This is a genomic window from Sphingomonas sp. P3_C5, from assembly GCF_056402635.1.
Map to the genome: position 1 here is coordinate 336,147 of NZ_JBFUHA010000006.1, position 24,570 is coordinate 360,716.

At 64.1% G+C, this 24,570-nt stretch carries 24 protein-coding genes and 2 tRNA genes; 18 read left to right on the forward strand and 8 right to left on the reverse strand.

Annotation, left to right across the window (positions count from 1 at the left end):
• Positions 1-57: 57 nt before the first annotated feature.
• A complete protein-coding gene (locus AC1DVS_RS17095; RefSeq protein ID WP_478025022.1) occupies positions 58-690 on the reverse strand; it encodes a glutathione S-transferase family protein in 633 nt (210 codons plus the stop codon).
• A 101-nt stretch (positions 691-791) separates the two neighbouring features.
• Here AC1DVS_RS17095 and AC1DVS_RS17100 point away from each other — a divergent pair, with 101 nt between their 5' ends.
• From AC1DVS_RS17100 to AC1DVS_RS17115, 4 genes are read left to right on the forward strand one after another with little or no spacing between them, the layout of a single operon-like run.
• Positions 792-1,304, forward strand: coding sequence for a GNAT family N-acetyltransferase (locus AC1DVS_RS17100; RefSeq protein WP_478025023.1), 513 nt, complete (start codon positions 792-794; stop codon positions 1,302-1,304).
• Between the two features lie 38 nt (positions 1,305-1,342).
• Complete coding sequence (locus tag AC1DVS_RS17105; protein WP_478025025.1) at positions 1,343-1,909, forward strand: DUF1285 domain-containing protein; 567 nt, start codon at positions 1,343-1,345, stop codon at positions 1,907-1,909.
• Positions 1,906-2,508 (forward strand): CoA pyrophosphatase, encoded by a 603-nt coding sequence (locus AC1DVS_RS17110; RefSeq protein WP_478025026.1) that lies wholly within the window; start codon positions 1,906-1,908, stop codon positions 2,506-2,508. The genes AC1DVS_RS17105 and AC1DVS_RS17110 overlap by 4 nt, the downstream gene beginning before the upstream one ends.
• Positions 2,496-3,722 carry a CCA tRNA nucleotidyltransferase gene (locus AC1DVS_RS17115; protein WP_478025028.1) on the forward strand — a complete coding sequence of 409 codons (1,227 nt, stop codon included), beginning with the start codon at positions 2,496-2,498 and terminating at the stop codon, positions 3,720-3,722. Before AC1DVS_RS17110 ends, AC1DVS_RS17115 begins: the two co-directional genes overlap by 13 nt.
• Here the strand turns inward: AC1DVS_RS17115 and AC1DVS_RS17120 are convergent.
• From AC1DVS_RS17120 to gcvA, 3 genes are all read right to left on the reverse strand, one after another.
• Entirely contained in the window at positions 3,692-5,317 is a 1,626-nt protein-coding gene (locus tag AC1DVS_RS17120; RefSeq protein WP_478025029.1) for a putative bifunctional diguanylate cyclase/phosphodiesterase, read from the reverse strand. The genes AC1DVS_RS17115 and AC1DVS_RS17120 overlap by 31 nt on opposite strands.
• Positions 5,318-5,505: 188 nt before the next feature.
• Positions 5,506-7,758 (reverse strand): DNA topoisomerase IV subunit A, encoded by a 2,253-nt coding sequence (gene parC / locus AC1DVS_RS17125; RefSeq protein WP_478025031.1) that lies wholly within the window; start codon positions 7,756-7,758, stop codon positions 5,506-5,508.
• 54 nt (positions 7,759-7,812) lie between these two features.
• Positions 7,813-8,709 (reverse strand): transcriptional regulator GcvA, encoded by an 897-nt coding sequence (gene gcvA / locus AC1DVS_RS17130; protein ID WP_478025032.1) that lies wholly within the window; start codon positions 8,707-8,709, stop codon positions 7,813-7,815.
• A gap of 111 nt (positions 8,710-8,820) precedes the next feature.
• On the opposite strand from gcvA, the gene AC1DVS_RS17135 reads away from it, so the two are divergent.
• Entirely contained in the window at positions 8,821-8,991 is a 171-nt protein-coding gene (locus AC1DVS_RS17135; RefSeq protein WP_478025033.1) for a hypothetical protein, read from the forward strand.
• A 25-nt stretch (positions 8,992-9,016) separates the two neighbouring features.
• On the opposite strand, the gene AC1DVS_RS17140 is transcribed toward AC1DVS_RS17135, so the two are convergent.
• Complete coding sequence (locus tag AC1DVS_RS17140) at positions 9,017-10,315, reverse strand: OmpP1/FadL family transporter (RefSeq protein WP_478025034.1); 1,299 nt, start codon at positions 10,313-10,315, stop codon at positions 9,017-9,019.
• 212 nt (positions 10,316-10,527) lie between these two features.
• Between AC1DVS_RS17140 and AC1DVS_RS17145 the strand changes: the two genes are divergently transcribed.
• The 10 genes from AC1DVS_RS17145 to AC1DVS_RS17190 all read left to right on the forward strand — a co-directional run bounded on the left by AC1DVS_RS17145 (position 10,528) and on the right by AC1DVS_RS17190 (position 19,763).
• Positions 10,528-11,382: an alpha/beta hydrolase gene (locus AC1DVS_RS17145; protein WP_478025035.1), complete on the forward strand. Its 855-nt coding sequence runs from the start codon at positions 10,528-10,530 to the stop codon at positions 11,380-11,382.
• Between the two features lie 2 nt (positions 11,383-11,384).
• Positions 11,385-12,599, forward strand: a complete 1,215-nt coding sequence (gene kynU, locus AC1DVS_RS17150) for a kynureninase (RefSeq protein WP_478025092.1) — start codon at positions 11,385-11,387, stop codon at positions 12,597-12,599.
• Positions 12,600-12,664: 65 nt separating this feature from the next.
• On the forward strand, positions 12,665-13,573 hold the full coding sequence (locus AC1DVS_RS17155; protein ID WP_478025037.1) for a hypothetical protein: 909 nt from the start codon (positions 12,665-12,667) through the stop codon (positions 13,571-13,573).
• A gap of 71 nt (positions 13,574-13,644) precedes the next feature.
• Entirely contained in the window at positions 13,645-14,547 is a 903-nt protein-coding gene (locus tag AC1DVS_RS17160) for a DUF4349 domain-containing protein (protein WP_478025039.1), read from the forward strand.
• Positions 14,548-14,647: 100 nt separating this feature from the next.
• Complete coding sequence (gene purC, locus AC1DVS_RS17165) at positions 14,648-15,427, forward strand: phosphoribosylaminoimidazolesuccinocarboxamide synthase (RefSeq protein WP_478025041.1); 780 nt, start codon at positions 14,648-14,650, stop codon at positions 15,425-15,427.
• A gap of 113 nt (positions 15,428-15,540) precedes the next feature.
• Positions 15,541-16,899 (forward strand): transferrin-binding protein-like solute binding protein, encoded by a 1,359-nt coding sequence (locus AC1DVS_RS17170; RefSeq protein WP_478025043.1) that lies wholly within the window; start codon positions 15,541-15,543, stop codon positions 16,897-16,899.
• On the forward strand, positions 16,899-18,269 hold the full coding sequence (locus AC1DVS_RS17175) for a surface lipoprotein assembly modifier (protein ID WP_478025044.1): 1,371 nt from the start codon (positions 16,899-16,901) through the stop codon (positions 18,267-18,269). Before AC1DVS_RS17170 ends, AC1DVS_RS17175 begins: the two co-directional genes overlap by 1 nt.
• A gap of 210 nt (positions 18,270-18,479) precedes the next feature.
• Positions 18,480-18,710 carry a phosphoribosylformylglycinamidine synthase subunit PurS gene (purS, locus tag AC1DVS_RS17180; protein WP_478025045.1) on the forward strand — a complete coding sequence of 77 codons (231 nt, stop codon included), beginning with the start codon at positions 18,480-18,482 and terminating at the stop codon, positions 18,708-18,710.
• Positions 18,707-19,375 carry a phosphoribosylformylglycinamidine synthase subunit PurQ gene (gene purQ, locus AC1DVS_RS17185; protein WP_478025046.1) on the forward strand — a complete coding sequence of 223 codons (669 nt, stop codon included), beginning with the start codon at positions 18,707-18,709 and terminating at the stop codon, positions 19,373-19,375. Before purS ends, purQ begins: the two co-directional genes overlap by 4 nt.
• 316 nt (positions 19,376-19,691) lie before the next feature.
• Positions 19,692-19,763, forward strand: a tRNA-Cys gene (locus tag AC1DVS_RS17190).
• Between the two features lie 36 nt (positions 19,764-19,799).
• On the opposite strand, the gene AC1DVS_RS17195 is transcribed toward AC1DVS_RS17190, so the two are convergent.
• Positions 19,800-20,534 carry a queuosine precursor transporter gene (locus AC1DVS_RS17195; RefSeq protein WP_478025047.1) on the reverse strand — a complete coding sequence of 245 codons (735 nt, stop codon included), beginning with the start codon at positions 20,532-20,534 and terminating at the stop codon, positions 19,800-19,802.
• Positions 20,535-20,621: 87 nt separating this feature from the next.
• On the opposite strand from AC1DVS_RS17195, the gene AC1DVS_RS17200 reads away from it, so the two are divergent.
• Positions 20,622-20,698, forward strand: a tRNA-Arg gene (locus AC1DVS_RS17200).
• Positions 20,699-20,785: 87 nt separating this feature from the next.
• Complete coding sequence (locus AC1DVS_RS17205; protein ID WP_478025049.1) at positions 20,786-21,349, forward strand: hypothetical protein; 564 nt, start codon at positions 20,786-20,788, stop codon at positions 21,347-21,349.
• Here AC1DVS_RS17205 and AC1DVS_RS17210 read toward each other — a convergent pair.
• Both AC1DVS_RS17210 and hemN read right to left on the reverse strand, forming a co-directional pair.
• Positions 21,346-22,050: a Crp/Fnr family transcriptional regulator gene (locus tag AC1DVS_RS17210; RefSeq protein WP_478025050.1), complete on the reverse strand. Its 705-nt coding sequence runs from the start codon at positions 22,048-22,050 to the stop codon at positions 21,346-21,348. The genes AC1DVS_RS17205 and AC1DVS_RS17210 overlap by 4 nt on opposite strands.
• A 277-nt stretch (positions 22,051-22,327) precedes the next feature.
• Positions 22,328-23,650, reverse strand: a complete 1,323-nt coding sequence (hemN, locus tag AC1DVS_RS17215; protein WP_478025051.1) for an oxygen-independent coproporphyrinogen III oxidase — start codon at positions 23,648-23,650, stop codon at positions 22,328-22,330.
• Between the two features lie 124 nt (positions 23,651-23,774).
• Here hemN and AC1DVS_RS17220 point away from each other — a divergent pair, with 124 nt between their 5' ends.
• The gene (locus tag AC1DVS_RS17220; protein ID WP_478025052.1) at positions 23,775-24,458 is read left to right on the forward strand and encodes an OmpW/AlkL family protein; all 684 of its coding nucleotides are present in this window, start codon (positions 23,775-23,777) and stop codon (positions 24,456-24,458) included.
• Positions 24,459-24,570 lie beyond the last annotated feature (112 nt).

Genomic DNA, 24,570 nt, shown 5'->3' on the forward strand with positions numbered 1-24,570 from the left:
AGCAGATGGCGGGCGCGACGAAAGACAGGACGGGTGAGAGCCGCCCGAAGTCATCGCTCAGGCGGCGGCGCTCTGCCTGGCGGATGCCGCCTCGTGCCACCGCAGGATGTTGCGGGACTTTTCCGGAACGAGAAGCTTGGCCGCCCTGGCGAAATCGATCGTCACCAAGGCAGAGATATCCGCGAAGCTATAGGTTTCGGTGGCGATCCACACCCGCCCCTTAAGCCATACATCAAGCGCGTCAGTGAACGCCTCCCACATGATGACGCCCCGGGCCGAAAGCTCCGGAATCTGGGGAATCGCCGGCCATTTGCCTGGCATGCCGCGCCCTTCGAAGGCGGGCCGGGCATTTCGCAGCGCATATACGGCGGCAGCATAGCCGTCGGATTCGATACGGCGCGTCCAGGATTCGATCCGGCCGATGTCGAGCGCGGTTTTCCCGAACAGAGACGGATCGGGCTGCACGGCCTCGAAATAGCGGCAGATCGCAGCCGATTCGCAGATCACCTCGCCATCGTCGAGTTCAAGCGCCGGCACCGCGCCGCGCGGATTGACCCTGAGATAAGGATCGGAAAGCTGCTCGTCCTCGCGAAGATCGACCATGACCCGCTCGATCTCGATCCCCTTTTCAGCAAGGAAGATTCGCACCCGGCGCGGGCTCGGAGCCCAGGCGGCATCATAGAGTTTCATGGCAACTCTCAGCTTGCGTTCAGCCGCATCAACGCTAAAGCGCCCGGCCCCGTGCGTCTATGCTCGGAAATCCCGGGGGCCGGGTCAGGAGAACCAAGAGCGTGATCAGGATTGTGCCGCTAAGCCAGGTTGAACCGCAAGCGGTGGAGCAGTTGCTCGACCGCGCGTTCGGCACTGACCGGCACAGCCGAACCGCCTACCGGATTCGCGACACTGTGTCGGCGATCCCCGGTCTCAGCTTCGCGGCCGTCGATGATGGCGCTCTGGTCGGCACGATTCAGTGCTGGCCCGTGCTGTTCGATGCCGATGACGGCCGCGACGCTCCGTTGGTGATGGTGGGGCCGGTCGCGGTCGAGCCGGCACGGCAGCGCGACGGTATTGGCCGCGAGCTTACCCAATATGCGCTCGATACCGCCACGAAGCTCGGCGCTGCCGATGCGCTGATGCTGATCGGCGACCCGGAATATTATGGCCGCTTCTTCGGCTTCACCGCGGATCGCACCGCAGCCTGGCGCGTTCCGGGCCCTGTCGAACGACACCGCCTGCTCGCGCGCGGCAAGTCGGTGCCGGAGGGCGCGGGCATGCTTGGGCCGCGAATCATCGTGCCGGCCTGACGCTTTACGCACCCGCGGGCCTGCCCTACCGCGATCGCATGCCGATGGAACCGCTTCCCGATCTCGCCAACCTCTCGCTAGCCGACATTGCGCGGCTGGTGGAGGCGCAGAAGCTTCCGCCGGTCGAGCGCTGGAACCCGACCCATTGCGGCGACAGCGAGATGCGGATCGCCCGCGACGGGACCTGGTTTCATCAGGGATCGCCGATCGGGCGCCAGGCGATGGTCCGGCTGTTCTCGACGATCCTTCGGCGCGAAGCCGATGGCGGCTATGTGCTGGTCACGCCAGTCGAGAAGCTCGACATCGCAGTCGAGGATGCACCGTTCATCGCGGTCGAGATGAAGGTGGAGGGACATGGCCGCGAGACCCGCCTCGCCTTCCGCCTCAACACCGGTGACCTGGTAACGGCGGGCCCCGAGCATGTACTGCGTTTCGAAGAGCGCGAGGACGGCCCCCGCCCCTATCTCCACGTCCGTGGCGGACTTGAGGCACTGGTCGCCCGGCCGGTCTATTACGAGCTCGCGACGCTGGCGCTGGCCGGCGAGGATGTGCCGCCCGGCGTGTGGAGCAACGGGGCTTTCTTCGCGCTGGAGCCCGGCGCATGACGCTCGCCGAACGGTTGCGCCATGCACTCGAGACGGGGCATGGCGCTGAAACCGTGCTCCTGACCGGCGACCATATCGACCTCGATCTGGGTCCGGTGGCGCCGCCGATGCACGCCGCCGTGCTGATCGCCGTCACCGATCGCGCCGAACCCGGCGTGATCCTCACGCAGCGCACTGAAACCCTGTCGCGCCACCCCGGCCAGGTCGCCTTTCCCGGCGGCCGGATCGACCCGGGCGACGCGGGTCCGATCGCCGCAGCGCTCCGCGAGGCCGAGGAGGAGATCGCTCTTCCGCGTGACCGCGTGACTGTGATCGGCGAATCGGATCGCTATCGGACCGTCACCGGATTCGAGGTGACTCCAGTGATCGGCGTGGTGCCGCCGGGCCTTGTGCTCGTACCCAGCGCCGGGGAAGTGGCGCAGGTGTTCGAAGTACCGCTCGGCTTCGTGCTCGACACAGCCAATCATGTCGAGGCGACGGTCGAATGGCAGGGACGAAACCGGCACTATTACGAGATCAGCTGGGACGGCCACCGCATCTGGGGCGCTACCGCGGCGATGATCGTCAACCTGTCACGGCGGCTGCGATGGAACGGGTGATGTTGCCACACACAGGCTGGCGCGAGCGCGACGGCCTCGCCGGGCTCTGCTCGGTGCTTGGCGGCGCCAGGGGCGAGGTGCGCTTCGTCGGTGGCGCGGTCCGCGATACATTACTTGGCGTTGGGGCCGGAGCGGAACTCGATGTCGCGGATGTCGATCTCGCGACGGTCCATTCGCCCGAGCGCGTGATGGCCCTGCTCAAGGAGAATGGCATCAAGGCGGTGCCGACCGGCCTTGCCCATGGCACGGTGACGGCAGTTCTGCCCGACGGCAGCCCCGTCGAAGTCACGACCTTGCGCTGCGATGTCGCGACCGATGGCCGCCACGCGACCGTCGCCTTCACCGACAATTGGCGCGAGGATGCGGCGCGGCGCGATTTCACGATCAACGCGCTCTACGCCGACCCCGCGACCGGCGAGATCTTCGACTATTTCGGTGGCCTCGATGACCTCGAAGCGCGCCGCGTGCGCTTCATCGGTGATCCGCTCAAGCGAATCGCCGAGGATCACTTACGCATCCTGCGCTTCTTCCGCTTTCATGCCCGGTTCGGCGACATGGTTGATGCAGACGGGCTCCAAGCCTGCACGGCCCGCGCCAACGACCTGATGGCATTGTCGCGCGAGCGGATTGCGATGGAGTTGCTCAAGCTGCTGGTCGCGGTCCATGCAGTCGATGTCGTAGCGTTGATGATCGAGCATGGCATCTTTGCGCCGGTGCTGCCTGAAATCACGCGCGCGGAACGGCTGGCGCGCCTCGCTGTGCGCGAAGCTTCAACGGGAGTCGCGCCGGACCCGATCCGGCGGCTGGCGGCACTCCTGCCCCCCGATCCCGACATTGCCGAAGATGTCGGGGCGCGGCTGAAGCTTTCCAAAGCGGATCGCAAACGCCTCGTCAGCGCGGCACGGCCGATCGGCGACGAACCGGCGAAGGTGATTGCCTATCGGCTCGGCACCTCACTGGCGATTGACCGCCTCCTGCTCTCGGAGCGGCCGGAAGAGGAAGCCATATCGATCATAAGCTGGAAAGCGCCTGCGCTGCCGATCACCGGCGGCGCACTGGTCGATCGTGGACTGCGTAAAGGGCCCGAAGTGGCAACGACACTGCGGACGATCGAGGAGCAATGGATCGCCGAAGGCTTTCCGGACGAAGGGCGGGTGAAGGCAATCGCCGACGCCGCGGTCGCTCAGTGGTTGCGCCCCTCGAGCAAGGCGTAGGCTGCGTCCATCTCGAGCGGTCTTGCGTAAATATAGCCCTGACCGAAAGTGCAGCCCAGCGCGGCGAGAGTCTGCGCGAGTTCGTTCGTCTCGATTCCTTCAGCCGTCGTCTGCATCCCGAGAGCCTGGGCGAGCGACAGAATGGCGCGGACGATCGCAACCTTGTCGCGATCAGCCAGCATCCCGGTCACGAAGCTGCGGTCGATCTTGAGGATGTCGATCGGCAGCTTCTGGAGATAGGCGAGGTTCGAATAGCCGGTGCCGAAATCATCCATCGCGAGCGTTGTACCAAGGCCCTTGAGCGCATGCATGATGCCGGCAACGCGGTCCGGATCGCTGATCAGCGCACTTTCGGTGAGCTCAAGCGTGAAGCGCGACCCGTCGAGCCCATTGGCACTGAGCGCGCGTTCGACAATCGGGGCGATGGTATCGCGCTGCAGCTGGATCGCCGAAAGATTGACGGCGAGCTTCACGCCGCAATTCCCGCCGGCCCGGACGTCCCAGTCCGCCAGCGTCTTCGCCGCTTCCTGGATCGCCCAGCGACCGAGCGGAACGATCAGCCCCGATTCCTCGGCAACCGGGATGAATTCGCCCGGCAGATATTCAACGCCGTCACCATCCGCCCAGCGGGCAAGCGATTCGAAGGCGACGACCTGACCGCTCGCAAGGTCGCAGATCGGTTGATAGGTGAGCCGCATCTGCCCGCGATCCAGCGCGCGACGCAGCGCGGTTTCCATGCCGAACTGCCCGCGCACAATGTCGAAAGCCTGAGTCTGATACGCCTCGGCGCGGCCGCTGACCTTCGAGCGCTTCACCGCGAACTGGGCGTGGCGAATCAGCTCCTCGGCATCATCGACACAGGCAGAGCCAAAGGCGATTCCGATCGAGCAGGCGACCCGAATCTCGAAATCCGTCAGGCGGAACGGGGTAGCGAATGCGTTCTGGATTCTCCTGGCGACTTGCTCGGCCTCGCCCGGACCCTCGTCGAGCGTCAGCAGGATGCCGAACTCGTCGCCGCCGGTTCGCGCCAGCAGGTCATGCGCCCGGAGCGCACCCTTCAACCGGCGCGCCACCGTGATCAGCAATTCATCGCCGGCGAGCGAGCCGAGACACGCATTGACCCGGCTGAACCTGTCGAGATCGACGACCAGCACGGCATAGCGTGCTTCTTCCTTGTTTTCCCCGACCAGCGACTCGAGATGATCGCTGAACCCCGCCCGGTTCGCGAGACCGGTCAGGCTGTCGGTCATCATCTCGCGGCGGAGGTTCTGCTCAGTGCGAAGCTCGGCTGTGTGATCGACCAAAGTCACGAAGCAGCGGTCGCTATCGTCCTTCGCGGTGCGCGCGAGCGTTACTACGAAGTGCCTGCCTTCGACCGCGTCACCCAATTGCCAGTGAAATTCCTCGCGCAGCGATTTGCCCTCGAGAAAGGCGGCCATCCTGTCGCCGACCGACGCAATCAGGGGCGATTGCTCGGCGGTGGTGCCGAGCCCGGCGGCCTGAAAGGCGCCATTGCTGGCATCGATCGAAAAACGGCCGCTGCGAAAGGAAAGCGACGCAGCAGGAATTGGTAGCAAATCAATAGCGAAGGGCATGCGTTCAAGCGTCGCGACAGCCGGCTCCGTCCCGCTCGCGGATCTCGGGCGGGGTAAGGCGGTTGACGCTACGGGTTTCATGAACGCCATTGGATCGGCGGCTAACCCAATTTAGTTAAGGGCACCTGAAGCCTGGGCCGCGCATTTCCACCAAATGCGGCGCCTTAACCTGTGTTAAAGTCGTGGAATCAGAAGCGGTTATCGCGCGGGAATCCAGTGGGTGGCATCCGGCCGGCCGCCCCGCGCGCGGCGCGCCAGGGTGCAAGATCGCTTTCGGTCCGCGTCCGCCCGCTTTCGCCGCCCATCGCCCAGCTCAGTCCGTTGGCGAAAACGAAAGTGATCGCGTCCGAAAGCCCACCATCGCGGTATCGCTGCAACTGCACCCCCTGGCCCCGCGCAAGCTCCGCGAGTTCCGTCAGCGGGAAGACGAGCAGGCGGCGATTGTCGCCAATCGCGGCGACATAATCGGCTTGCGGATCGACCGGCTTCACCAGCTTCAGCTTTGCTCCGAGGCGCGGCGTCACGACCGTCTTGCCCTTGCGCGTCTCGGCGATGGTGTCAGCGGTACGGACGATGAAGCCGCGTCCGTCAGTCGCCGCAACCAGCAGCTTGTCGGCGCGGCTCGCCGGCAGGATATTGACGATGCCGACATCGCCATCGAGATCGATCATCGCGCGCACCGGCTCGCCAAAGCCGCGCCCGCCCGGCAATTTGTCAGCGGCGAGCGTATAGAAACGGCCATTCTCCGCCGCGAGCAGGATTTTGTCGGTGGTCTGCGCCGGGAAGGACAGGAAGGCGGCGTCGCCTTCCTTGAACTTGAGCTCAGCGGTCGCGGCCTCGTCGATATGGCCCTTCATCGCGCGGATCCAGCCACGCTGCGACAGGATCACCGTGATCGGCTCGCGCTCGATCATCGCTTCGAGCGGAATCTCGCGCGCTGGTGCCGCTTCCTCGATCGTCGTGCGGCGCTTGCCGAGGACCGTTTCCAGCCCGTAGCGATCGCGAAGCTTCGCGAAATCCTTCTTCAGCCGCGTCCGCTGCCGCGCGTCGCTGCCGAGCAGAGCATCAAGCCCGGTGCGCTCGGATTCGAGCCCCTCGCGCTCCTTGCGGATCTCCATTTCCTCGAGCTTGCGCAGGCGCCGCAGCCGCATGTCGAGGATCGCCTCGGCCTGACGATCCGTCAGGCCGAATTCGGCGATCATCACCGGCTTTGGCTCATCCTCGGTGCGGATGATCTCGATCACGCGGTCGAGATTGAGATAGGCGATCAGATAGCCGTCGAGCAGTTCGATCCGGTCGCTGATCTTGCCGAGCCGGTGCGCGGTGCGGCGTTGCAGGACGACGAACTGATGGTCGACCCAGCCCATCAGCGCCTCGCGCAGGCTCATCACCCTGGGCGTGCGGCGCGCGTCGAGCACGTTGAGGTTGAGGCTGACCCGATTTTCCAGGTCGCTCATCCGGAACAGGCTCTCCATCAGCATCGTCGCGTCGACGGTGCGGGCGCGCGGCTCGATGACGATGCGGATCTCCGAATCGGATTCGTCGCGCACATCAGCGAGGATCGGCAGCTTCTTGTCGTTGATGAGCTCGGCGATCTGCTCGATCAGCTTGCCCTTCTGGACGCCGTAGGGAATCTCGGTGACGACCGCGTTCCAGGTGCCGCGCCCCTGATCCTCGATGTGCCAGCGAGCGCGGACACGGAAGCTGCCGCGGCCGGTCGCGTAGGATTCAGCGATGGCGCCGGGGCTGTCGACGACAATGCCGCCAGTGGGGAAGTCAGGCCCCTTCACATGCTCGAGCACCTGCGCGTCGGTCGCGTTCGGCTGGTCGATCAGCAGGATCGCCGCATCGAACAGCTCGGCGGCGTTGTGCGGCGGAATGCTGGTCGCCATGCCGACCGCGATACCGGCAGCGCCATTGGCGAGCAGGTTCGGGAACAGACCTGGGAACAGCTCCGGCTCCTGGTCCTCGCCATTATAGGTCGGGCGGTAATCGACGGCGTCCTCGTCGAGGCCGTCCATCATATCGATCGCGACCTGAGTCAGCCGCGCCTCGGTGTAGCGATAGGCGGCCGCGTTATCGCCGTCGATATTGCCGAAATTGCCCTGCCCGTCGACCAGCGGGTAGCGCATCGCGAAGCTCTGGGCGAGGCGGACCATCGCGTCATAGACCGACTGGTCGCCATGCGGATGATATTTGCCGATCACGTCGCCGACGACACGGGCGCATTTCTTGTAGCCCTGCGCGGGATCGAGCTTGAGCAGCCGCATCGCCCATAACAGGCGGCGGTGAACCGGCTTCAGGCCGTCGCGGACATCGGGCAGCGAGCGCGCGGTGATCGTCGACAGCGCATAGACGAGGTAGCGCTCTGACAGCGCGCTGTCGAAGGGCGCATCGACGATTGCGTTGAAGGGATCGGGCTCGAGAATTTCAGTCGGCATCGTACGGCGGTTAGCAGGCGGATTCCCCGCGCGCTACTGGCTCGCGCCGGCAGCTTACACCGGGCTCGGCAGATCGCGCGCCAGTTCGGCGAGAAGCCATTCGCGAAATCGCTTGATCTTGGGCACGCTCCGCCTCGCCTCGGGGCAGACGAGCCAATAGGCGTAGCCTCGGGTCGAGACCTGCTCGAAGAGCTTCACAAGGCGGTTATCGGCCAGATCATTGCGCCAGAAAAACGGCGTCAGCATCGCCACCCCCTGCCCCGCTATCGCGGCATTTCCCTCATGCGCCTGCGAATCGAGCCTGACGCCGGGGCGCAGCGGCTCGTCCGGCACGTCGACGCCGGCTTCGCGCAGCCAGAAGGGCCACCAGGTATCATGCGGGCTGATCAGCGGCAGCTTTAGCAGATCGGCCGGTTCGATCGGCCCATACCGCTTCAGGAAGCCCGGACTGCACATCGGGGTAAAATCGATCTTGACCAGCAGATCCTGCGACAATTCCGGCCAGGGCCCGATGCCGGCGCGGATCGCGACATCGACTTCGTCGCTGCCAAAATCGGCGAGCTGATCGCTGGTCAGCAGCCGCACAGCCATTCCGGGATGAGACATCTGGAAGCTGCCCAGCCGCCAGGCGAGCCAGGTGTTGGCGAAGGTGTTCGAGGTGGAGACAGTCAGCAGCGCCTCGTCCTCGGTACGGATTGCAGCAAAGGCTGAATCGAGCGTGTCGAAGGCGCGGCTCACCTGCGGCGCGGCACGCCTGCCCGCTTCAGTCAACGCCACGCGCTTCTTCTCGCGGCGGAACAGCGGCACGCCGAGCCGCTCCTCGAGCAATTTGATCTGATAGCTGACCGCTGCCTGGGTCATGCCCAGCTCCGTCGCGGCAACGGTGAAATTTTGATGACGTGCCGCTGCCTCGAAGACGCGGACGGCGGAGAGAGGCGGGATGCGACGCATACAAACAGCATAAGCCACACTTATGAAGTTCGTCCAATGATTTGTTGGCCCCGCGGCGCCGCAGCGCGCATATCCATCCCATCGAAGCCGCCTAACCCAAGGAGAATGACGATGCGTGACGATTATCTCAGCGCCGAATGGTCAAGCAGCCATCATCAGGTCAGCGCGGCCATCCATAAGGCAATCAGTGTTGTCGCCAAGAGCTTCGAGCGGCTCAACGCCTATCAGTTCGACGCTCCATGGCGCGACCAGAGCCACCGCAGCACGAGCGCCGGGCGCTGATCAGCGCCCGGCGACCCGGCCTCCCTCAAAGCCTGAACGTAACCGAGGTAGCGATCTCGTCGGCATTGCCGCTGTTGGTCGAGTTGGTGGTTGTCACGATCTGCGCCGGCGTTCCGGCGTAGAAGGTGTCGACCCGATTGAGCGGTTCGCTCTTCACGAAGATGTGCGCGTAGGAAAGATTGAGCTCGATATTCCTGCTGACCTTGTAGGTCGCGCCCGCCGTCGCCCAGGTCCGATCGCCATCGGGCACGCGAGTGGTGCGATAGGCGTCCTGAGTGGGCGTCGTGTCGTAAAGCGTGCCGGTGCGCAGCGTCAGCTTCGGCGTCATGTCATATTCGACGCCGAGTGCGCCCGACCAGGCATCCTTGTAATTCTGAACGCTGATTGACGGCGCCGCGCCGACCGGATCAATCTCGATCTGCTTGAACTGCGACCAGTTGAACCATTTACCCGTCGCCATGACGCGGAAGCGCTTGCCCGCACCGTACATAGCGCTGACGGTGGCGCTGTCGGGCAAGGTGACATGCCCCCTGGCCGCGAGCGTCGCATTGGCTCCGGCAAGCGGCCCCAACAATCCCGAAACAGTATAGCTGCCGTCAAGATCATGCTTCATGCGAGAGCGATAGCTGGCACCGAAGCGCCACGCCCCCGCCTTGGCGAGCACGCCGACATTCCAGCCAAGCGTCATGCCATCGCCCTTCACGCTCGCCAGCCCGTCGGGCAGCAGCGGCGAAACATTGGGCAATGCGTTGCTGAGCTTCACGTCGATCTGCTGGATATCGAGCCCGCCGCCGATCGACAGATTCTCGCTCAGCCGAACGGCCATGCTCGGCTGGATATCGACCGTCTTGAGATCCGAGTTGATCGAATCATAGCGGCCGAAAAAGCCCTCATTATATTTCACCTTCAGCCCGAACGGCGCGCTGATGCCGAGCCCAAGCCATATCGGCGACTGGTTCACCCGGAACGAGAAATAGCCGGTCKGAACCAGGATCGGCTGGCTGAACGGATTGCCGCCATTATTGCCCCCGATCGCAACCGGCGTTGGAACACCCGGAATGGTGCGGGTCGAGGCGTTATTCGACTGAGCGCTGTCGACGAACAGGACATGGGCATTCAGCGAGACGTTGACCTGGCCGAGCTCAGTCATGCCGGCTGGGTTGAAGAAAATTGTGGAGGCATCGTCCGCACTCGCAGCGCCGCCCGAGAAAGCGCGGCCGACCTCCTTGGCCGATTGCTCCTGAAGATAGGGGCCGCTCGCATGCGCCGGAAAGGCGATGAAGGAGGCTGGCAAAAGCGAGGCGAAAAGCAAACGACGCGACATGGATATTATTGTCCTTGGGTGTTGAGGAGCGATCGGGGAAAATCCCGCCGCGAGAACCACAAGGCTGAACCCGCGTTCCTCGCCTCCGCCGATTTGGTGCGAGTGTGGTGCGGCGGCCACAATCGCGGGCGCACGCTTCTGCGCTCGACACGGGCCTGGGTGTCGAGAGGCTCTGGGGTTGCCTTCCTGTCGCTCATTCGATCACTGTCACGATGATGCTGACAGACGCACCTCTGCTGACATGGCCCGACCTCCTCGGCCGCCCGCGCCCGGCGCCCGATGCCACCGTCACTTATGGCGACGATGCGTTCCAGAAGGTTGATGTCTGGCTGCCCGTGGGGAAAGGCCCCTTCCCGTCCGTGCTGATGGTCCATGGCGGTTGCTGGACCACCAGCATCGCTGATCGCAGGCTGATGAATTGGATCGCTGATGATCTCCGCAAGGAAGGAATCGCCGTGTGGAACATCGACTATTGCGGCGTCGATCGACCGGGCGGCGGTTATCCCGGCACTTTCCTGGATGCCGCCATGGCGGCGGATGCGCTCATGGCGAGTGCCGGGCGCTTCCAGCTCGACGCCAGCCGCATCGTCGCGGTCGGGCACTCGGCGGGCGGGCATCTGGCGCTCTGGCTCGCGGCGCGGCCGAAGCTGCCGGCGAACAGTGCGCTCCACACCACTCAGTCGCTGCCGATCGCCCATGTCATCAGCCTTGGCGGCTTGCCTGACCTCGAGGCGACCGCAGCCAGCCCTGACAATGGCTGCGGCACCGACGTCATCGCCCACCTGGTCGGCGCACCTACTGCGACCCACCCGGACGTCTATGCCGACACCTCGGTGCCGCGCCTCTTGCCGATCGGCGTCGCGCAGGATCTGGTCAACGGCCATGAGGACAGGATCGTCCCGATGCGCCTCGCCACGAGCTATGTCGCGCAAGCCGAGGCGGCCGGCGACAAGGCGGTCCTCCACATCGTGCCCGCGACCGGCCATGTCGAACTGGTCGCTCCGGAAACCGCCGCCTGGGCGCGGACGAAACGGTTGATCCATCGGGCGCTCAAGGCGAGCTCATGACCATGACATGCGAAGAAGCCCGTACCCTTGACGCCGCCGACCCTCTCCGTTCTTTCCGCGATCGCTTCGCGGTGCCCGAGGGCGTGATCTATCTCGACGGCAATTCGCTCGGCCCCCTGCCCCGCGCGGCCGTACCCGCACTTTCCGACATGATCGAACGGCAATGGGGCGAGCGGCTGATCCGGAGCTGGAACGAGGGTTGGATCGATTCGCCGCAGCGGATCGGCGGCAAGATCGCGCGGCTGATCGGCGCCAAAGCCGAGGAGGTGATCGTCGCTGATTCGACCTCGGCCAATCTGTTCAAGCTGATCGTCGCGGCGCTCCGCCTCAATCCAACCCGCAACACCGTGCTGAGCGAACTCGGCAATTTCCCGACCGACCTCCATATCGCCGAAGGCGCGGTCAGCTGCGTTCCGGGCGCTATGCTCAAGGCAGTCGCACGCGAGGATCTCGGCAATGCGATCGGTGACGACACGGCGCTGCTTTTGCTCACCCATGTCCACTACAAGACCGCCGAGCGCTACGACATGGCCGCCTGGACCGCGTGCGCCCATGAAGCCGGCGCACTCATCCTGTGGGACCTCAGCCACAGCGTCGGCGCCGTGTCCGTCGACCTTAACGGCGCCGGTGCCGATCTCGCGGTCGGTTGCGGTTATAAATATCTGAACGGCGGCCCGGGAGCGCCGGCCTTTATCCATGTTCACACGAAGTGGCAGGACCAGCTTGCAAACCCCTTGTCGGGCTGGATGGGGCATGCTGCTCCCTTCGCCTTCGAGGACGGTTATCGCCCGGCCAACGGCATGACACGCTGGCTCACCGGCACCCCGCCAATGCTCGGCATGGCCGCTCTGGAAACAGGCGTCGACCTGATGCTGGAAGCCGATCCCGCGCTCGTCGCGGCGAAAAGCGGTGCCCTGTTCGACCGCTTCGCCGCGATCGGCGACTCACTCGGCCTGGACTGCGTCTCACCTCGCGATCCGGCACTTCGCGGCAGCCATATCAGCTTCCGTCATCCCCAAGCCTATCAGCTCTGCCAGGCGCTGATCGCAAAGGGGGTGATCGGCGATTTCCGTGATCCGGATATCGTGCGCTTCGGCCTGACGCCGCTTTATCTCGGCTTCGAAGATGTGGCGCGCGCGGGCGAAATCCTGCGCGATATCCTTGAAAGCGGCATTTATCGCGACCCGGAATTCTCGAAACGGAACGCAGTCACCTGATCGGCCATTTCCGCGTTAACCATTTCTATACTATATCCCGACCCGATTCTTGGGGGGAATAGTCGATGCGAGTCGTGACGGTGATGGCGGCGCTTTTGATGCTCGCCGCATGCGATCAGGTTCCAGGCCAGGTGGACGCCAGCGCTGCCGGCTCCACCACCCAATCCGCAGGCGGAGCGATCCCACCAGCTGCGGCTTTCGACTATCGCTACGCCTTTCGCCTACCGTCAGCGAAGATCGCCGCCGTGCAGGAAAGCCATGCCAAAGGTTGCGATCAGCTCGGCCCGGCGCGGTGCCGGATCACCGCTGTGCGCTATGACGTTGATGATCAGAATCACGTCACCGCCACCCTGACGCTGAAACTCGACCCGACGCTTGCCCGTGCCTACGGCAAGGCCGCGATCACGACCGTGACGAGCGCACACGGTGCACTGACCAAAACCGATATCGCCGGCGCGGATTCAGTCGCGGCAGCGGGGCGCAGCGACACGGTGATTGCCCGGCTTCGCGACGCGAGCGCCAATGCCGAGGTGCAGCTGCGCGGAACCGTTACTCCCGAACAGCGCGCCCAGCTGTCCGCCAAAGCTGACCGCCTCCGTGCCGCAATGGCGACGATCGGGGAAGTCGACCAGGGCGCCGGCACGAGCATCGCAACCACACCGATGATCTTCACCTACGCCTCGGGCGGTGCCGTTGCCGGCGCGCTTGGTTCACCGGACGCGACCTTCGACACTGCGGGCGCAACGCTGATGTCGTCCCTGGCCGGGCTCGCCACCGTGCTTGCAGGCGTTGGTCCCTGGCTGCTCTTCCTTCTCGGCGGTGCGCTGATCCTGCGCCGGATCGTCCAGGGCGATCCTAAAAAAGCTGCAGCGCCCGAGCTTCCCGCAGCCCCGCCCGAGAACAGCGAAGGCCGCAATGTCGTCCAGCGATGGTTCTCGCGCGACGAGCATCATGAGGTGGAGCCCGTCCAATAACGCTTCGCACGGCCGATTGACTTAATCTCCCGCCAGAGTGATAGTGTATCACAATCATGGGGAGATCGGCGATGCGGATCGTGCTGCTGGCAATGGCGTGTCTGGCGATGGCCGGATGCAACAAGTCCTCGGACCGCGTCTACCGCGTGCCCGTGCAGGCCCTCGACGTCGTCGAGCCTGAAGCCCCGACATCGACCCCGGCTGCCAACAAGCCGGCGGCAAGCGCCGCCGCGCCGGTAAAGGTCTCGATTCCCAAAATGGCCTACGCCTATAAATATTCCTTCAGCCTGCCGGGTACCGCCGTCACGAACGCGCAGAAGGCGCATGTTGCATTGTGCGACCGGTTGGGGCCGGCTCGGTGCCAGGTCCTCGCGCTGGAGAGCCAGGCCGGCGACGCGCAGACGACCAGTGCAAGCCTGAAGCTCCGTGTCGACAGCTCAGTCGCCCGCCAATTCGGCGTCGAGCTCGAAAAGGCGATCGGTTCGGCAGGCGGCCACGCGACTACGCGGTCGATGACMGCGGAGGACGTGTCGAAAGACATGATCGACACCACGGCCCGGATCAATCAACGCGAATTGCTCGTTGCGCGGCTCACTGAGATTCTCCGCACCCGCAAGGGCAGTGTCGGAGACCTGGTCGAGGCCGAACGCAGCGTCACCGCCGCTCAGGAGGAGCTCGACCAGGCCAAAGCATGGCTCAATGAACTGCAGGGCCGCGTCGCGATGTCGACCATCGACATCGACTATCAAGCCACCGCCGCATCGACGACTCATGTCGGCGGCGGCGTGGCCGACGCGTTCCCGGCTTCGGCTTCCGCCTTCCTGATCGGCATCGGCCTGATCCTGCGTGTGCTGATCTACCTTGCCCCCTGGGTGGCACTCGGCGCGCTCGGCTGGTGGGGCTTGAGGCGCCTTCGCGTCCGCTTTCCCGCCAAGGGCCTCGCCGAACCCGAGTCAGCTTTGGAGCCAAGCTGATTGCACGGCTACCGGCCTTTCGATATAGCGCGGGTCTCCCGGCCCCGGCCCGCGCATTCCGCGCCGCCGGGGCTGCTCATTTCCAGAAGGTACCGCCATCATGGCTCGCCGCCGCCAGATCTACGAGGGCAAGGCCAAGATCCTCTACGAGGGCCCCGAACCCGGCACGCTGATCCAGTATTTCAAGGATGACGCTACCGCCTTCAACGCCCAGAAAAAGGGCACGATCAGCGGCAAAGGCGTGCTCAACAACCGTATCTCCGAACATGTCTTCACCCTGCTCGGGCTGATCGGCGTGCCGACCCACTTCATCCGCCGTCTCAACATGCGCGAGCAACTCATTCGACAGGTCGAGATCATCCCGATCGAAGTGGTGATCCGCAATGTGGCGGCGGGCTCGCTCTCGACGCGCCTCGGCATCGAGGAGGGCACCCAGCTCCCCCGCACGATCATCGAATATTATTACAAGGACGATGCGCTCGGCGATCCGATGATCACTGACGAGCATATCGCTGCCTTCGGCTGGGCCAGCCAGGAGGAGATGCACGACATCGCCGACCTCGCGATCCGCGTGAATGATTTCCTGTGCGGCCTGTTCGCCGGAATTGGCATCCGTCTCGTCGACTTCAAGCTCGAGTTCGGCCGGATCTGGGACAATGACTATGCTCGCATCCTGCTTGCGGACGAGATCAGCCCCGATGGCTGCCGCTTGTGGGACATGCAGACCAACGAAAAGCTGGACAAGGATCGCTTCCGCCGGGATCTAGGCGGCGAAGTCGAGGCTTATCAGGAAGTTGCGCGCCGCCTGGGCCTGCTGCCGGAGGGCGCCGACGGCGCGGTGCTGGACCTCGAGAAGCACCGGCTCAGCAAGGGCAAATAACTGATCCTGCCCTCTCCCGCCATCGCGGGGAGGGCACGACTTGTGAGCACAGCGAATCCATCGCAGCGGTCAGCTTCCTTTTCTCGATCAGCGAAAACGGGAAATGAAGCGGCGTGCGACGCATCCCTGTTTTACGCGGCAAATTTTCTTTGCCGGCCCATCTGGTTAGCAGCTTCTTAACCAGTTCCGCTTACTTCCACTGCCTGACAATCGGATCACGGACAGGGGACGCAAGCGTCATGCGGAACTATCTTCTTCTCGCCACGGCCTGCAGCACATTGGCTGCTTGCGCCGACTCCGGAGCGCAGAGCGTTGGCAGCAATGCGCCGCCCGCCGGAACCCCGACACCGACACCGAGCTCCCCCACGCCGACGCCAACGCCGGCCGCGGCGAGCTTTGTGAACCCGGTTGAGGCGAAGACCTATGCCGGTCTCGGCGCTGCCCAGCATTACGAGTATTTCACGCGCTCGGATGGAAACGGCCAGGGCGGCCAATTGTATGCCGGCGACGCCAACACTGTCCGCGACAGCGGCATCTCGGTTACCTATGACCCCCGCGACGCGATCTTCGACGTCACGATCAATCGGCCCAAGGCCCTGGTGTCGGCATCCGCCATGCGCTTCCAGGACCCCGTCCATCGCACTGATTTCGGCGGCCTGAGGGAGCCCCAGGCAGGCGTTCCCCAGATCGATTCGGCGAAGCAGATCCAGTATCTCCAATCGGCCCAAACAAGCGGCTCGGGCGGTATCCTTTCTCCGGGAGACAATAGCCACTACGTTGTGGGCGCTGACACCTATTCGGCGACCGTCCAGACCTTCTTTTACCAGAAGCCAGGCACGACCACGAAATACGTCACTTATGCCGGCTTTGTCCGCAATTCGCTGGCCGTCGCGAAAATAACGGATCCCGGCGCGACCACGTCCTACCTCAAAAACACCTACTCGTTCGATCGTGCGGCGTTTGTGTATGGCGAGCAGACGTCCAACAGCGCAGTTCCGAAAACGGGTACAGCCACCTATACCGGCGATATGCTGGCGACGATGGTGTACAATCCGTTGCCTGATACAGATCCCACCGCCCCCACCTATTTCCAGTGGATCGATGGATCGCAGACCACGTCCATCGATTTTGGCACGCTCAAGGTCACAACCAATATGACCGGCACAGTTCGCGCGCCGACCTTCGATGCCTATACCTCGAAGGTGTTTGCGATGCCGGCCGGCTCAACCTTCACGGCTAGCGCTACCAGCCTGATCGATCTGGTAAGCAAGGGCGGTTTCACTGGCGCCTTCACCTCGGCATGCTTCGCCACGACCTGCACTGCCGGCAATTCTCTGCTCATCGCCGGATCGAGCCTCGATGGTGGCTTTTACGGCCCCAATGGCGAAGAAATCGGTGCCGGCTTCCGCATCGTCGGCGGCAGACCCGACCAGCGCATTGACATTCTCGGCACCTTCACGGGCCATAAATAATGCGGGCGAAGCTGGCGGCGCGTAGTGCGCTGCCGGCGCTGCTGCTGACGACGGCTTCGCCCGTATGGGCGGAATCGATCCTGGACCGCTGCGCCGCTGAAACCTGCAAGGCACGCCTTACCTCGGATCAGCTGCTGGGAGAGGTTCAGGAGCTGGTTGCTGCGAAGCGGTATGAGGAGGCCAAGCCGCTGCTGGCGGCTCTCGCGACTGTCCCCGCGCTGCGCTTCGAAACGCGTTTCCTGACCGGCTTTGTTGCCGAGGAGACCGGCGATTACGGGCGCGCCGAGGCCATGTTCCGTGCCATTCTGGTCGACGACCCGGCGCAGACCCGCGTGCGGCTCGAGCTCGGCCGCACCCTGCTCGCAATGGGACACACGCAGAGCGCTGACCATCAGCTCCGGCTCGCCGCCGAGGCAAAGGATCTTCCGCCGGAGATTGCGCGCACCATCCGCGGAGTGCGTAACATCATTCGCTCGAAGCGCACCTGGTCGGTCAACGTCGATCTCGGCATCGCGCCCGATACCAACATCAACAACGCGACCGCCGCCGACACAATCAACGTATTCCTTCCCTATTCGCCTGATCCGATGGCGGTATCGCTCGATTCCGCAGCCAAGGCGAAGTCCGGCCTGGGCGTGACCGGATCGGTCGACGGCGGACTGCGGCTGCCCATCGCTAAAAACACCCTGATGCTGGTCGATTTCAACGCGTTCGCGACCGTCTACAAACACAAGGAATATAACGACCTTTCGATGGAATTGGCCGCCGGGCCGGAATTCAGGCTGTCGGGAAAAGTCCGTCTGCGTGCGGAAGCTCTCGTTGCGCAACGTGACTTCGGCGGTCGCGTGGCAAGTCGGCAGATCGGTGCCAAGACCGGCCTTGAATTTACGATCGACGACAAGCAACAGCTTGCCGTTCAGGTTGATGCCCGGCACACCGACGCGATCTTCGATGCCAATTACGGTGGCTGGCAAACGGCGCTCAACGCCACCTACGAGCGCGTGATCGGGCACACCACGATCGCCTCCGCGAGCGCCTTTGTTCGCCGCGACAGCCTGCTCGCCTCGGCATATTCGAATACGGAGTTCGGTGCCGTTCTGGGTCTGGGCGGGGAACTGCCCAAAGGGTTCAACTTCGGTGTCAGCGCGGGTGTGTCACACGCCAGCTATGATGCTCCAATAGCGCTGTTTTCACCCGATCCGAGACGCGACTGGCGGTACAACGCCCGCCTGACGCTGGGCAACCGCGCCATCCGCGTATTGGGCTTCTCCCCCTCGGTCAGCCTGACTTACGCGCGCTCCGACTCCTCGATCCGTTACTATGCGACCCAGCGGACACGTGTTCGCTTCGTGCTGGCGCGGTATTTCTAACGGTTCTTCGAGTGCGAGCGGTGTGCCCGATCCAACATCGCAGCAGGATATGGCAGGGCGGGACGGCCGGCCATGTCGACCCTAGCCCGCAATGGGCAAAGCATGGCCGAGGTCGCGACTGATCTTTTCACCTAAATTCTCCATGAAGCTTGCGGCTTCCGCGACGGCTCGCCATAGCGGCGCCATCCGACCAGCAGCCAGGAAATGCCCATGAAGCTCCGTATCTTCGTCACGCTGAAGAACGGCGTGCTCGATCCGCAGGGCAAGGCGATCCACAAGGCGCTCGAGGGCCTGGGATTCGCCGGCATCAATGACGTTCGCGCCGGCAAGCTCATCGAGCTCGACGTTGCCGACGACACCAGCGACGCAAGCGTTGACGAGATGTGCCGCAAGCTGCTCGCCAACACCGTCATCGAAAATTATCGGGTGGAACGCGCATGAAGACCGCCGTCATCGTCTTTCCCGGATCGAACTGCGATCGGGATATCGCCGTCGCGCTGGAAGCGGTGACGGGAGTAAAGCCGGCAATGGTCTGGCACGGCGAGACCGCCCTGCCAGGTGGCGTCGGCCTTGTCGCCCTGCCCGGCGGCTTTTCCTATGGCGACTATCTCCGCGCCGGTGCGGTCGCGGCACGATCGCCGATCATGCGCGCGGTGGTGGACGCAGCCGAGCGCGGCCTGCCGGTACTCGGTATCTGCAACGGCTTTCAGGTGCTGACTGAGGCCGGCCTCCTGCCGGGCGCGCTGATGCGCAACGAGGGACTGGATTTCGTCTGCCGCGATGTCGTGCTGACAGTGGCCAATGCGCAATCCGCCTTCACCAGCCGTTACGGCCAGGGCGAGACTGTCACCCTGCCGGTCGCGCATCATGACGGCAATTATTTCGCTGATGCCGAGACGCTCGACCGGATCGAGGGCGAAGGCCGGGTTGCGTTCCGGTATGCCGGAGAGGTCAATGGTTCGGCCCGCAAGATCGCCGGCGTGCTTAACGCAGCGGGCAATGTCCTCGGCATGATGCCGCATCCCGAGCGTCGGATCGAAGCGGCACATGGCGGCTTTGACGGCCGGCGCATGTTCGAGGGCCTGCTGGAGACGGTCGGAGCCTGAGCTCCAGACCATTATCCAAATAGGCTCTTGCGCCGCGCAGGTTTCAATGACATAGGCGGGACATGGCCTCGCTCATGCCCTATACGCGTCCGCGCCCCTTTAGCTGTCGACATTGACGCTCGCATGACTGCGCGCGCCATCAGGCGTGCGTAACGGACTGGAAGCTGCGCCGTAGCGCTCTGACCCGTCCCCTTCGATAAATTCCTGATTTTCTGCTGCCTTCAGGCGTGGCCGAACGCAATCCAGTGCGCGGCCGGTTTGTGATTCCGGTGTAAGCGGGTGCAAATCCCGCCGGTCACTCCTGAGGGCAGCAGCTGTCCGAGTGGCGAAATGGGAACGCAGCGGATTGCAAATCCGCCATGATCCGGTTCGATTCCGGGCTCGGACTCCCTGTGCTTATGAACCTATGTGGTTATACACATCCTCAGTTCGTCACCTTGAATGGCGAGAAGTTGGTGCCCCGATCGAACACATCGAACCCCTCGCGGCGCTTCAGGAAATTGACCACCGCATAGGTCACCGGGGTCAGGATCACTTCCCAACTCACTTTGAGCACGAACTGGGTGAGCATCACCGCGAGTATCTTGTGGATTGGCCAGGCGCTCAGACCGTAAAAGGCGACAGGATAGAAGATCAGGCTGTCCCCGCCTTCACCGATGATCGTGCTGCCGATCGTACGGGTCCACAAATGCTTGCCCTCGGTCCAGATCTTCATCTTGGCCATGACGAATGAGTTGAGCAGATCGCCGACCCAGAACGCGCAGATCGAGGCGAAGATGATCCGAATGCCGCCGCCGAACACGCGCTCATAGGCTGCCTGGCCGTCCCATCCCTGGTCCACCGGCAGGTGGACGACAGTCCACTCCATCACGGCCATGAACAGGAGCGCGGCAAACCCCGCCCAGAGCGCCCGCCGCGCCCGGGCATAGCCATAAACCTCTGTCAGGACGTCATCGATCACATAGGAGATCGGGAAGAACAGGATGCCCGCACCAAATGGCCATGAGCCGATCAGGGGCAGGTCGATCACCGAACGTTTCTCGGCGCCGATCACGTTCGACAGCAGCAGGATGACCACGAACGCCACCATCACGAAATCGAAATAGCGGAACTCGCGCCCAGCAATCTCCCGCGCGTCGACCGCTTTTGGCTTGCCCAATATTCCCATATCCACGCCCCCTGCTCGTTTTTTGAATATGAAGCCGGTTTCGCATCGTTGCAATCCGCGCTAGTCCCCGCCCGACACGCGCCCGTAGCTCAGTTGGATAGAGCACGAGACTTCTAATCTTGAGGCCACTGGTTCGAATCCAGTCGGGCGCACCATTTTTTCGACGATGAGGCTCTGGCCGCGCCGGTTGGGCGTGGCGCTCGAATTTTTCACTGCCGCTCCGCATGCAGGATCCCTCGCGGTTGATCCTGGTCAAATCCGCGGCCCCGCACATCGGCGACAAAGGCGGCTGGAGGATCGAAGGAGTGCGCCAGGCCATGATCGACAGTGATGCCAGAATGGACTTCTCACCGGACGACGGCTCGTTTGCGCCGCTCCGCGCCCAATTCCATGACGATCACGACGCTCGCCTCGGGCTCTGTAGCGAACTCGAGCAGATCGCCGACATGCTTCCCGCCCTGCCCGCTCCCGCGCGCGTCAGGCGGCTCTGCGGGCAGATCGATTGTGCCGCCGCCCTTCATTTCAAGCGCGCCGATACCCTTCTCGCCGAGCTCGCGCGCAGTCACGAAACGCCAATCGTGGCGGACCTGCGCCGGCAACTGGCGGAGATGCACGCGATGGACACGGTGCACGGAGAAGATCTGATCGGTCGGTTCTGGGACAGCACGGCGCGCGGATCAGTCACCCGGCCCGGCGAATTCGGCTATATGCTGCGCTGCTATTTCGACGGCTGCCGCCGAGCCATCGCCATCGAGAGTGCGCTGCTGATGCTGCTCGATCCACACGAGGATCATCGGGACAGCTAGCCCGGATTGGCAAGTGCCGCGAGAATTGCGCGCTCCCTGACCAGCACGGTTCGGCCGCCCCGACACAATGCCACCGCCCCCAGGATTTTGAGCCGGCTCAATTGGCGGCTGACGGTCTCGATGGTGAGCCCCAGGAAATCCGCCATATCGCGTCGGCTGACCGGAACGTCGATGGTGATCGCACCTTCACGCCTGCCCGGCGCGGCGCGATCGGCCAGATCGAGCAGGAAGCCGGCGACCCGCTCCTGCGCACCACGCTGGCCGAGCGTCAGCATGCGTTCCCGCGCATCGTTCAGCGCGGCCATGGTCCGCCGCAGCAAGGCCCGTTCCAGGGCGGGCGCTTCGCCCAGCGCACGCTCGAAACGTTCGCGCGGATAGAGACACAGATCGCTCTCGACGAGCGCGGTGACGGTCATCGTGGTATCCTCGCTGAAAGGCTGCCCGACGAAATCGCCGGCGAACAACAGGCCGACAATCTGCTCGCGACCCCGCGCTGTCGATGCCGTCACCTTCAGGATCCCGGCAACGATATTGGCGCAGAGCAGGTTCGCATCGCCCGCCCAGGTCAGGACCTGCCCGGCAGCCAGAACGCGTCTGCGACCGATGGCGCTGAGTGCCGCCAACTGCTCGTCATCAGCCGCACCACACAGTGCGGACTCGCGAACGGCGCAATCGAGGCAGCGGTGGCTGGCTGTTCCCATGTGAGGTCTATCTCAGGAAACGCCCGCGCCGCCTTTACGTGAATATCCCTATGAGCGCGCTGATCAGTCGCACTGATCCCTTCGGCCGCAGGTGGCAGCGTGACATCCTCCGGGACAGTCGCGGCCAGGCTCGGGCCTGCGGTCACCCAGCGGAATGGTGACATGGCCGTGCCCGCTGCATAGTTCGACCGTGATGCTGTTCGCCTGCCCCGCACGCGGCGGCGGAGCACCGGAGGACAAACCGCCGAGCGCGGCGGCGGCCAGCAAGGCGCCAAAGCTAGACGGCATTGCTGAACCGAGCACGGCTCTGCGCGCGATAGGGGTCGAGCGCGGCTGCGATCCCTCTCGCATAGGGCAGCGCATCCCCGGCCAGGACCAGACTATCCCCGGACCAGCGCAGAAGCTGCTCGCGTTCGAATCTGCCAAGATCCTCGCGGATCGCGGCTAGGCCGGGCAGCCCGGCAAGGTCCGCCCGGCCCGCGCATAACAGCCCCTCGATCGCACGACCGATTACGCGATCGAGCGGGGTGCGGCGCAATCCGCGGGCGGTCCCGAAACCGCCATTGCCGATGCGGAGATGATAGCGGCCCGCGTTCTTCTCGTTCTGAAGCAACCAGCCGGGAAAGGCGCTGATCGCCGATGCACCAAGACCAATCAGGACGTCCGAGGGATCCTCTGTGAAGCCCTGGAAGTTGCGACGCAGCGTGCCCGCGCGGGCGGCGATGGCGATCGCATCTTCGGGTTTCGCGAAATGATCGAAGCCGATGGTCTGATAGCCTGCGCCGGTCAGGACCTCGTGCGCCAGCATGGCCTGTTCGAACCGCATCTGCCCGCCCGGGAGCGCGGAGGCGTCGATCCGGCGCTGGCGCGGCAGGAGATGCGGCACGTGCGCGTAACCGAACACCGCAAGCCGCTCCGGCTGCATCGCGATCGCCTGATCGAGCGTTTCCGCGAGATCGGCTGTGCTCTGGCCCGGCAGGCCGTACATCAGGTCGAAATTGACCGAGGCAATCCCCGCATCGCGCAACTGGCCGACAGCGCGCTCGATATCGTCCCGCGGCTGCACGCGGCCGATCCTATCCTGCACATGGGAGGCGAAGGTCTGCACGCCAAGGCTGACCCGGCTGACATTGTTGCGGCCGAGCGCCGCGGCCCAGTCCAGATCGAACCCGCGCGGATCGAGCTCGACCGACACGACCGGATCGTCGCAGCGAAAGGCGCGCGCGATCCTCGCCATCATCGCATCGAACGCCTCCGGTGCGATCGCATTCGGGCTTCCGCCGCCCCAGGCGATGCGCCGCACCACGCCGCGGCCACCAAGCTTCGCCGCCACCAGATCGACTTCCTCGCCAAGCCGCTGGAGATAGGCGTTCACCCGCCCCGTCCGGTTGGCCGCGCCGGTGTTGCAGCCGCAATACCAGCAGATCTCGCGGCAATAGGGGACGTGCAGATAAAGCGAGACCGGCTCATCCGCGCCGACCGCCGCAAGCGCGGACATCATGTCCGCCGCACCGACATCGTCGCCGAACTCGGCCGCGGTCGGGAAGCTGGTGTATCGCGGCACCGGGGTCGCGAGGAGGTCGGGAATATAGCGCCACATGCAGCCCGCGTGGCAGAATATGCCGTTGCGGCCTTTGACCGATATCAAAGAGATGGTTGCGCCCGCTCAAGGCCCCTCCCCGCCTGCCCGCCTACCGAGCCGCCACGGCAAAAGGAGGCTGGTCATGAAACATACGAAGACTCTCGCGGCGACAATGATGCTCGGGATGGCCGCGATCGCCGCCCCGGCAAGCGCGCAGAGCGATACCGGAATCAAGCAGGGCGATGTGCTGGTGCGCGTACGCGCCATCCTCGTCGCTCCGACCGAATCGACCAGCGGCATCACCCCGACCTTCCCGACCGAGCATGCAAGCGTCAACAACTCGGTCATGCCCGAAGTCGATCTGACCTATATGGTGACCGACCATATCGGGCTCGAGCTGATAGCAGCCACGACAAAACACACCGCCTCCGGCATCAGCGGCACGACCGGCAGTATCGGCAAGCTTGCCTCAACCTGGGTGCTGCCGCCGACGCTCACTGCGCAATATCACTTCAACCCTCTTGGCAAGATCCGCCCTTATGTGGGTGCCGGCATCAACTATACGATCTTCTGGAACGAGAAGGCTTCGAAGGGCCTCGAAGCGGCGGTCGGCCCGACCCGTGTCCATATGTCCGACAGCTTCGGCTATGCTGGCCAGGCCGGCATCGACGTGGATATCGGCAAGCGCACCTTCCTCAACTTCGACGTGAAATATATCGACATGAACACGACCGCGACGCTTCAGACGACCGCGATCGGGACTCAATCCGTGCGGGTTCACCTCAATCCAATGGTCTTCGGAGCGGGCATCGGTTTCCGCTTCTGACCAATCTCCCCCTGGGCCGCTGGCAGCACCGGCCCCCTTATAGAGACGAGTCCGGCCAGGTTAAATCAACCGTCACCCCGGGCTTGTCCCGGGGTCCACCGTCCCGCGCACA

Excerpts from the sequence above, each read along its gene's own strand:
- AC1DVS_RS17095 (WP_478025022.1), bottom strand. The coding sequence starts at position 690 with ATGAAACTCTATGATGCCGCCTGGGCTCCGAGCCCGCGCCGGGTGCGA.
- AC1DVS_RS17105 (WP_478025025.1), top strand. The coding sequence starts at position 1,343 with ATGCCGATGGAACCGCTTCCCGATCTCGCCAACCTCTCGCTAGCCGAC.
- AC1DVS_RS17110 (WP_478025026.1), top strand. The coding sequence starts at position 1,906 with ATGACGCTCGCCGAACGGTTGCGCCATGCACTCGAGACGGGGCATGGC.
- AC1DVS_RS17115 (WP_478025028.1), top strand. The coding sequence starts at position 2,496 with ATGGAACGGGTGATGTTGCCACACACAGGCTGGCGCGAGCGCGACGGC.
- AC1DVS_RS17120 (WP_478025029.1), bottom strand. The coding sequence starts at position 5,317 with ATGCCCTTCGCTATTGATTTGCTACCAATTCCTGCTGCGTCGCTTTCC.
- parC (WP_478025031.1), bottom strand. The coding sequence starts at position 7,758 with ATGCCGACTGAAATTCTCGAGCCCGATCCCTTCAACGCAATCGTCGAT.
- gcvA (WP_478025032.1), bottom strand. The coding sequence starts at position 8,709 with ATGCGTCGCATCCCGCCTCTCTCCGCCGTCCGCGTCTTCGAGGCAGCG.
- AC1DVS_RS17135 (WP_478025033.1), top strand. The coding sequence starts at position 8,821 with ATGCGTGACGATTATCTCAGCGCCGAATGGTCAAGCAGCCATCATCAG.
- AC1DVS_RS17145 (WP_478025035.1), top strand. The coding sequence starts at position 10,528 with ATGATGCTGACAGACGCACCTCTGCTGACATGGCCCGACCTCCTCGGC.
- kynU (WP_478025092.1), top strand. The coding sequence starts at position 11,385 with ATGACATGCGAAGAAGCCCGTACCCTTGACGCCGCCGACCCTCTCCGT.
- AC1DVS_RS17155 (WP_478025037.1), top strand. The coding sequence starts at position 12,665 with ATGCGAGTCGTGACGGTGATGGCGGCGCTTTTGATGCTCGCCGCATGC.
- purC (WP_478025041.1), top strand. The coding sequence starts at position 14,648 with ATGGCTCGCCGCCGCCAGATCTACGAGGGCAAGGCCAAGATCCTCTAC.
- AC1DVS_RS17175 (WP_478025044.1), top strand. The coding sequence starts at position 16,899 with ATGCGGGCGAAGCTGGCGGCGCGTAGTGCGCTGCCGGCGCTGCTGCTG.
- purS (WP_478025045.1), top strand. The coding sequence starts at position 18,480 with ATGAAGCTCCGTATCTTCGTCACGCTGAAGAACGGCGTGCTCGATCCG.
- purQ (WP_478025046.1), top strand. The coding sequence starts at position 18,707 with ATGAAGACCGCCGTCATCGTCTTTCCCGGATCGAACTGCGATCGGGAT.
- AC1DVS_RS17210 (WP_478025050.1), bottom strand. The coding sequence starts at position 22,050 with ATGGGAACAGCCAGCCACCGCTGCCTCGATTGCGCCGTTCGCGAGTCC.
- hemN (WP_478025051.1), bottom strand. The coding sequence starts at position 23,650 with ATGTGGCGCTATATTCCCGACCTCCTCGCGACCCCGGTGCCGCGATAC.
- AC1DVS_RS17220 (WP_478025052.1), top strand. The coding sequence starts at position 23,775 with ATGAAACATACGAAGACTCTCGCGGCGACAATGATGCTCGGGATGGCC.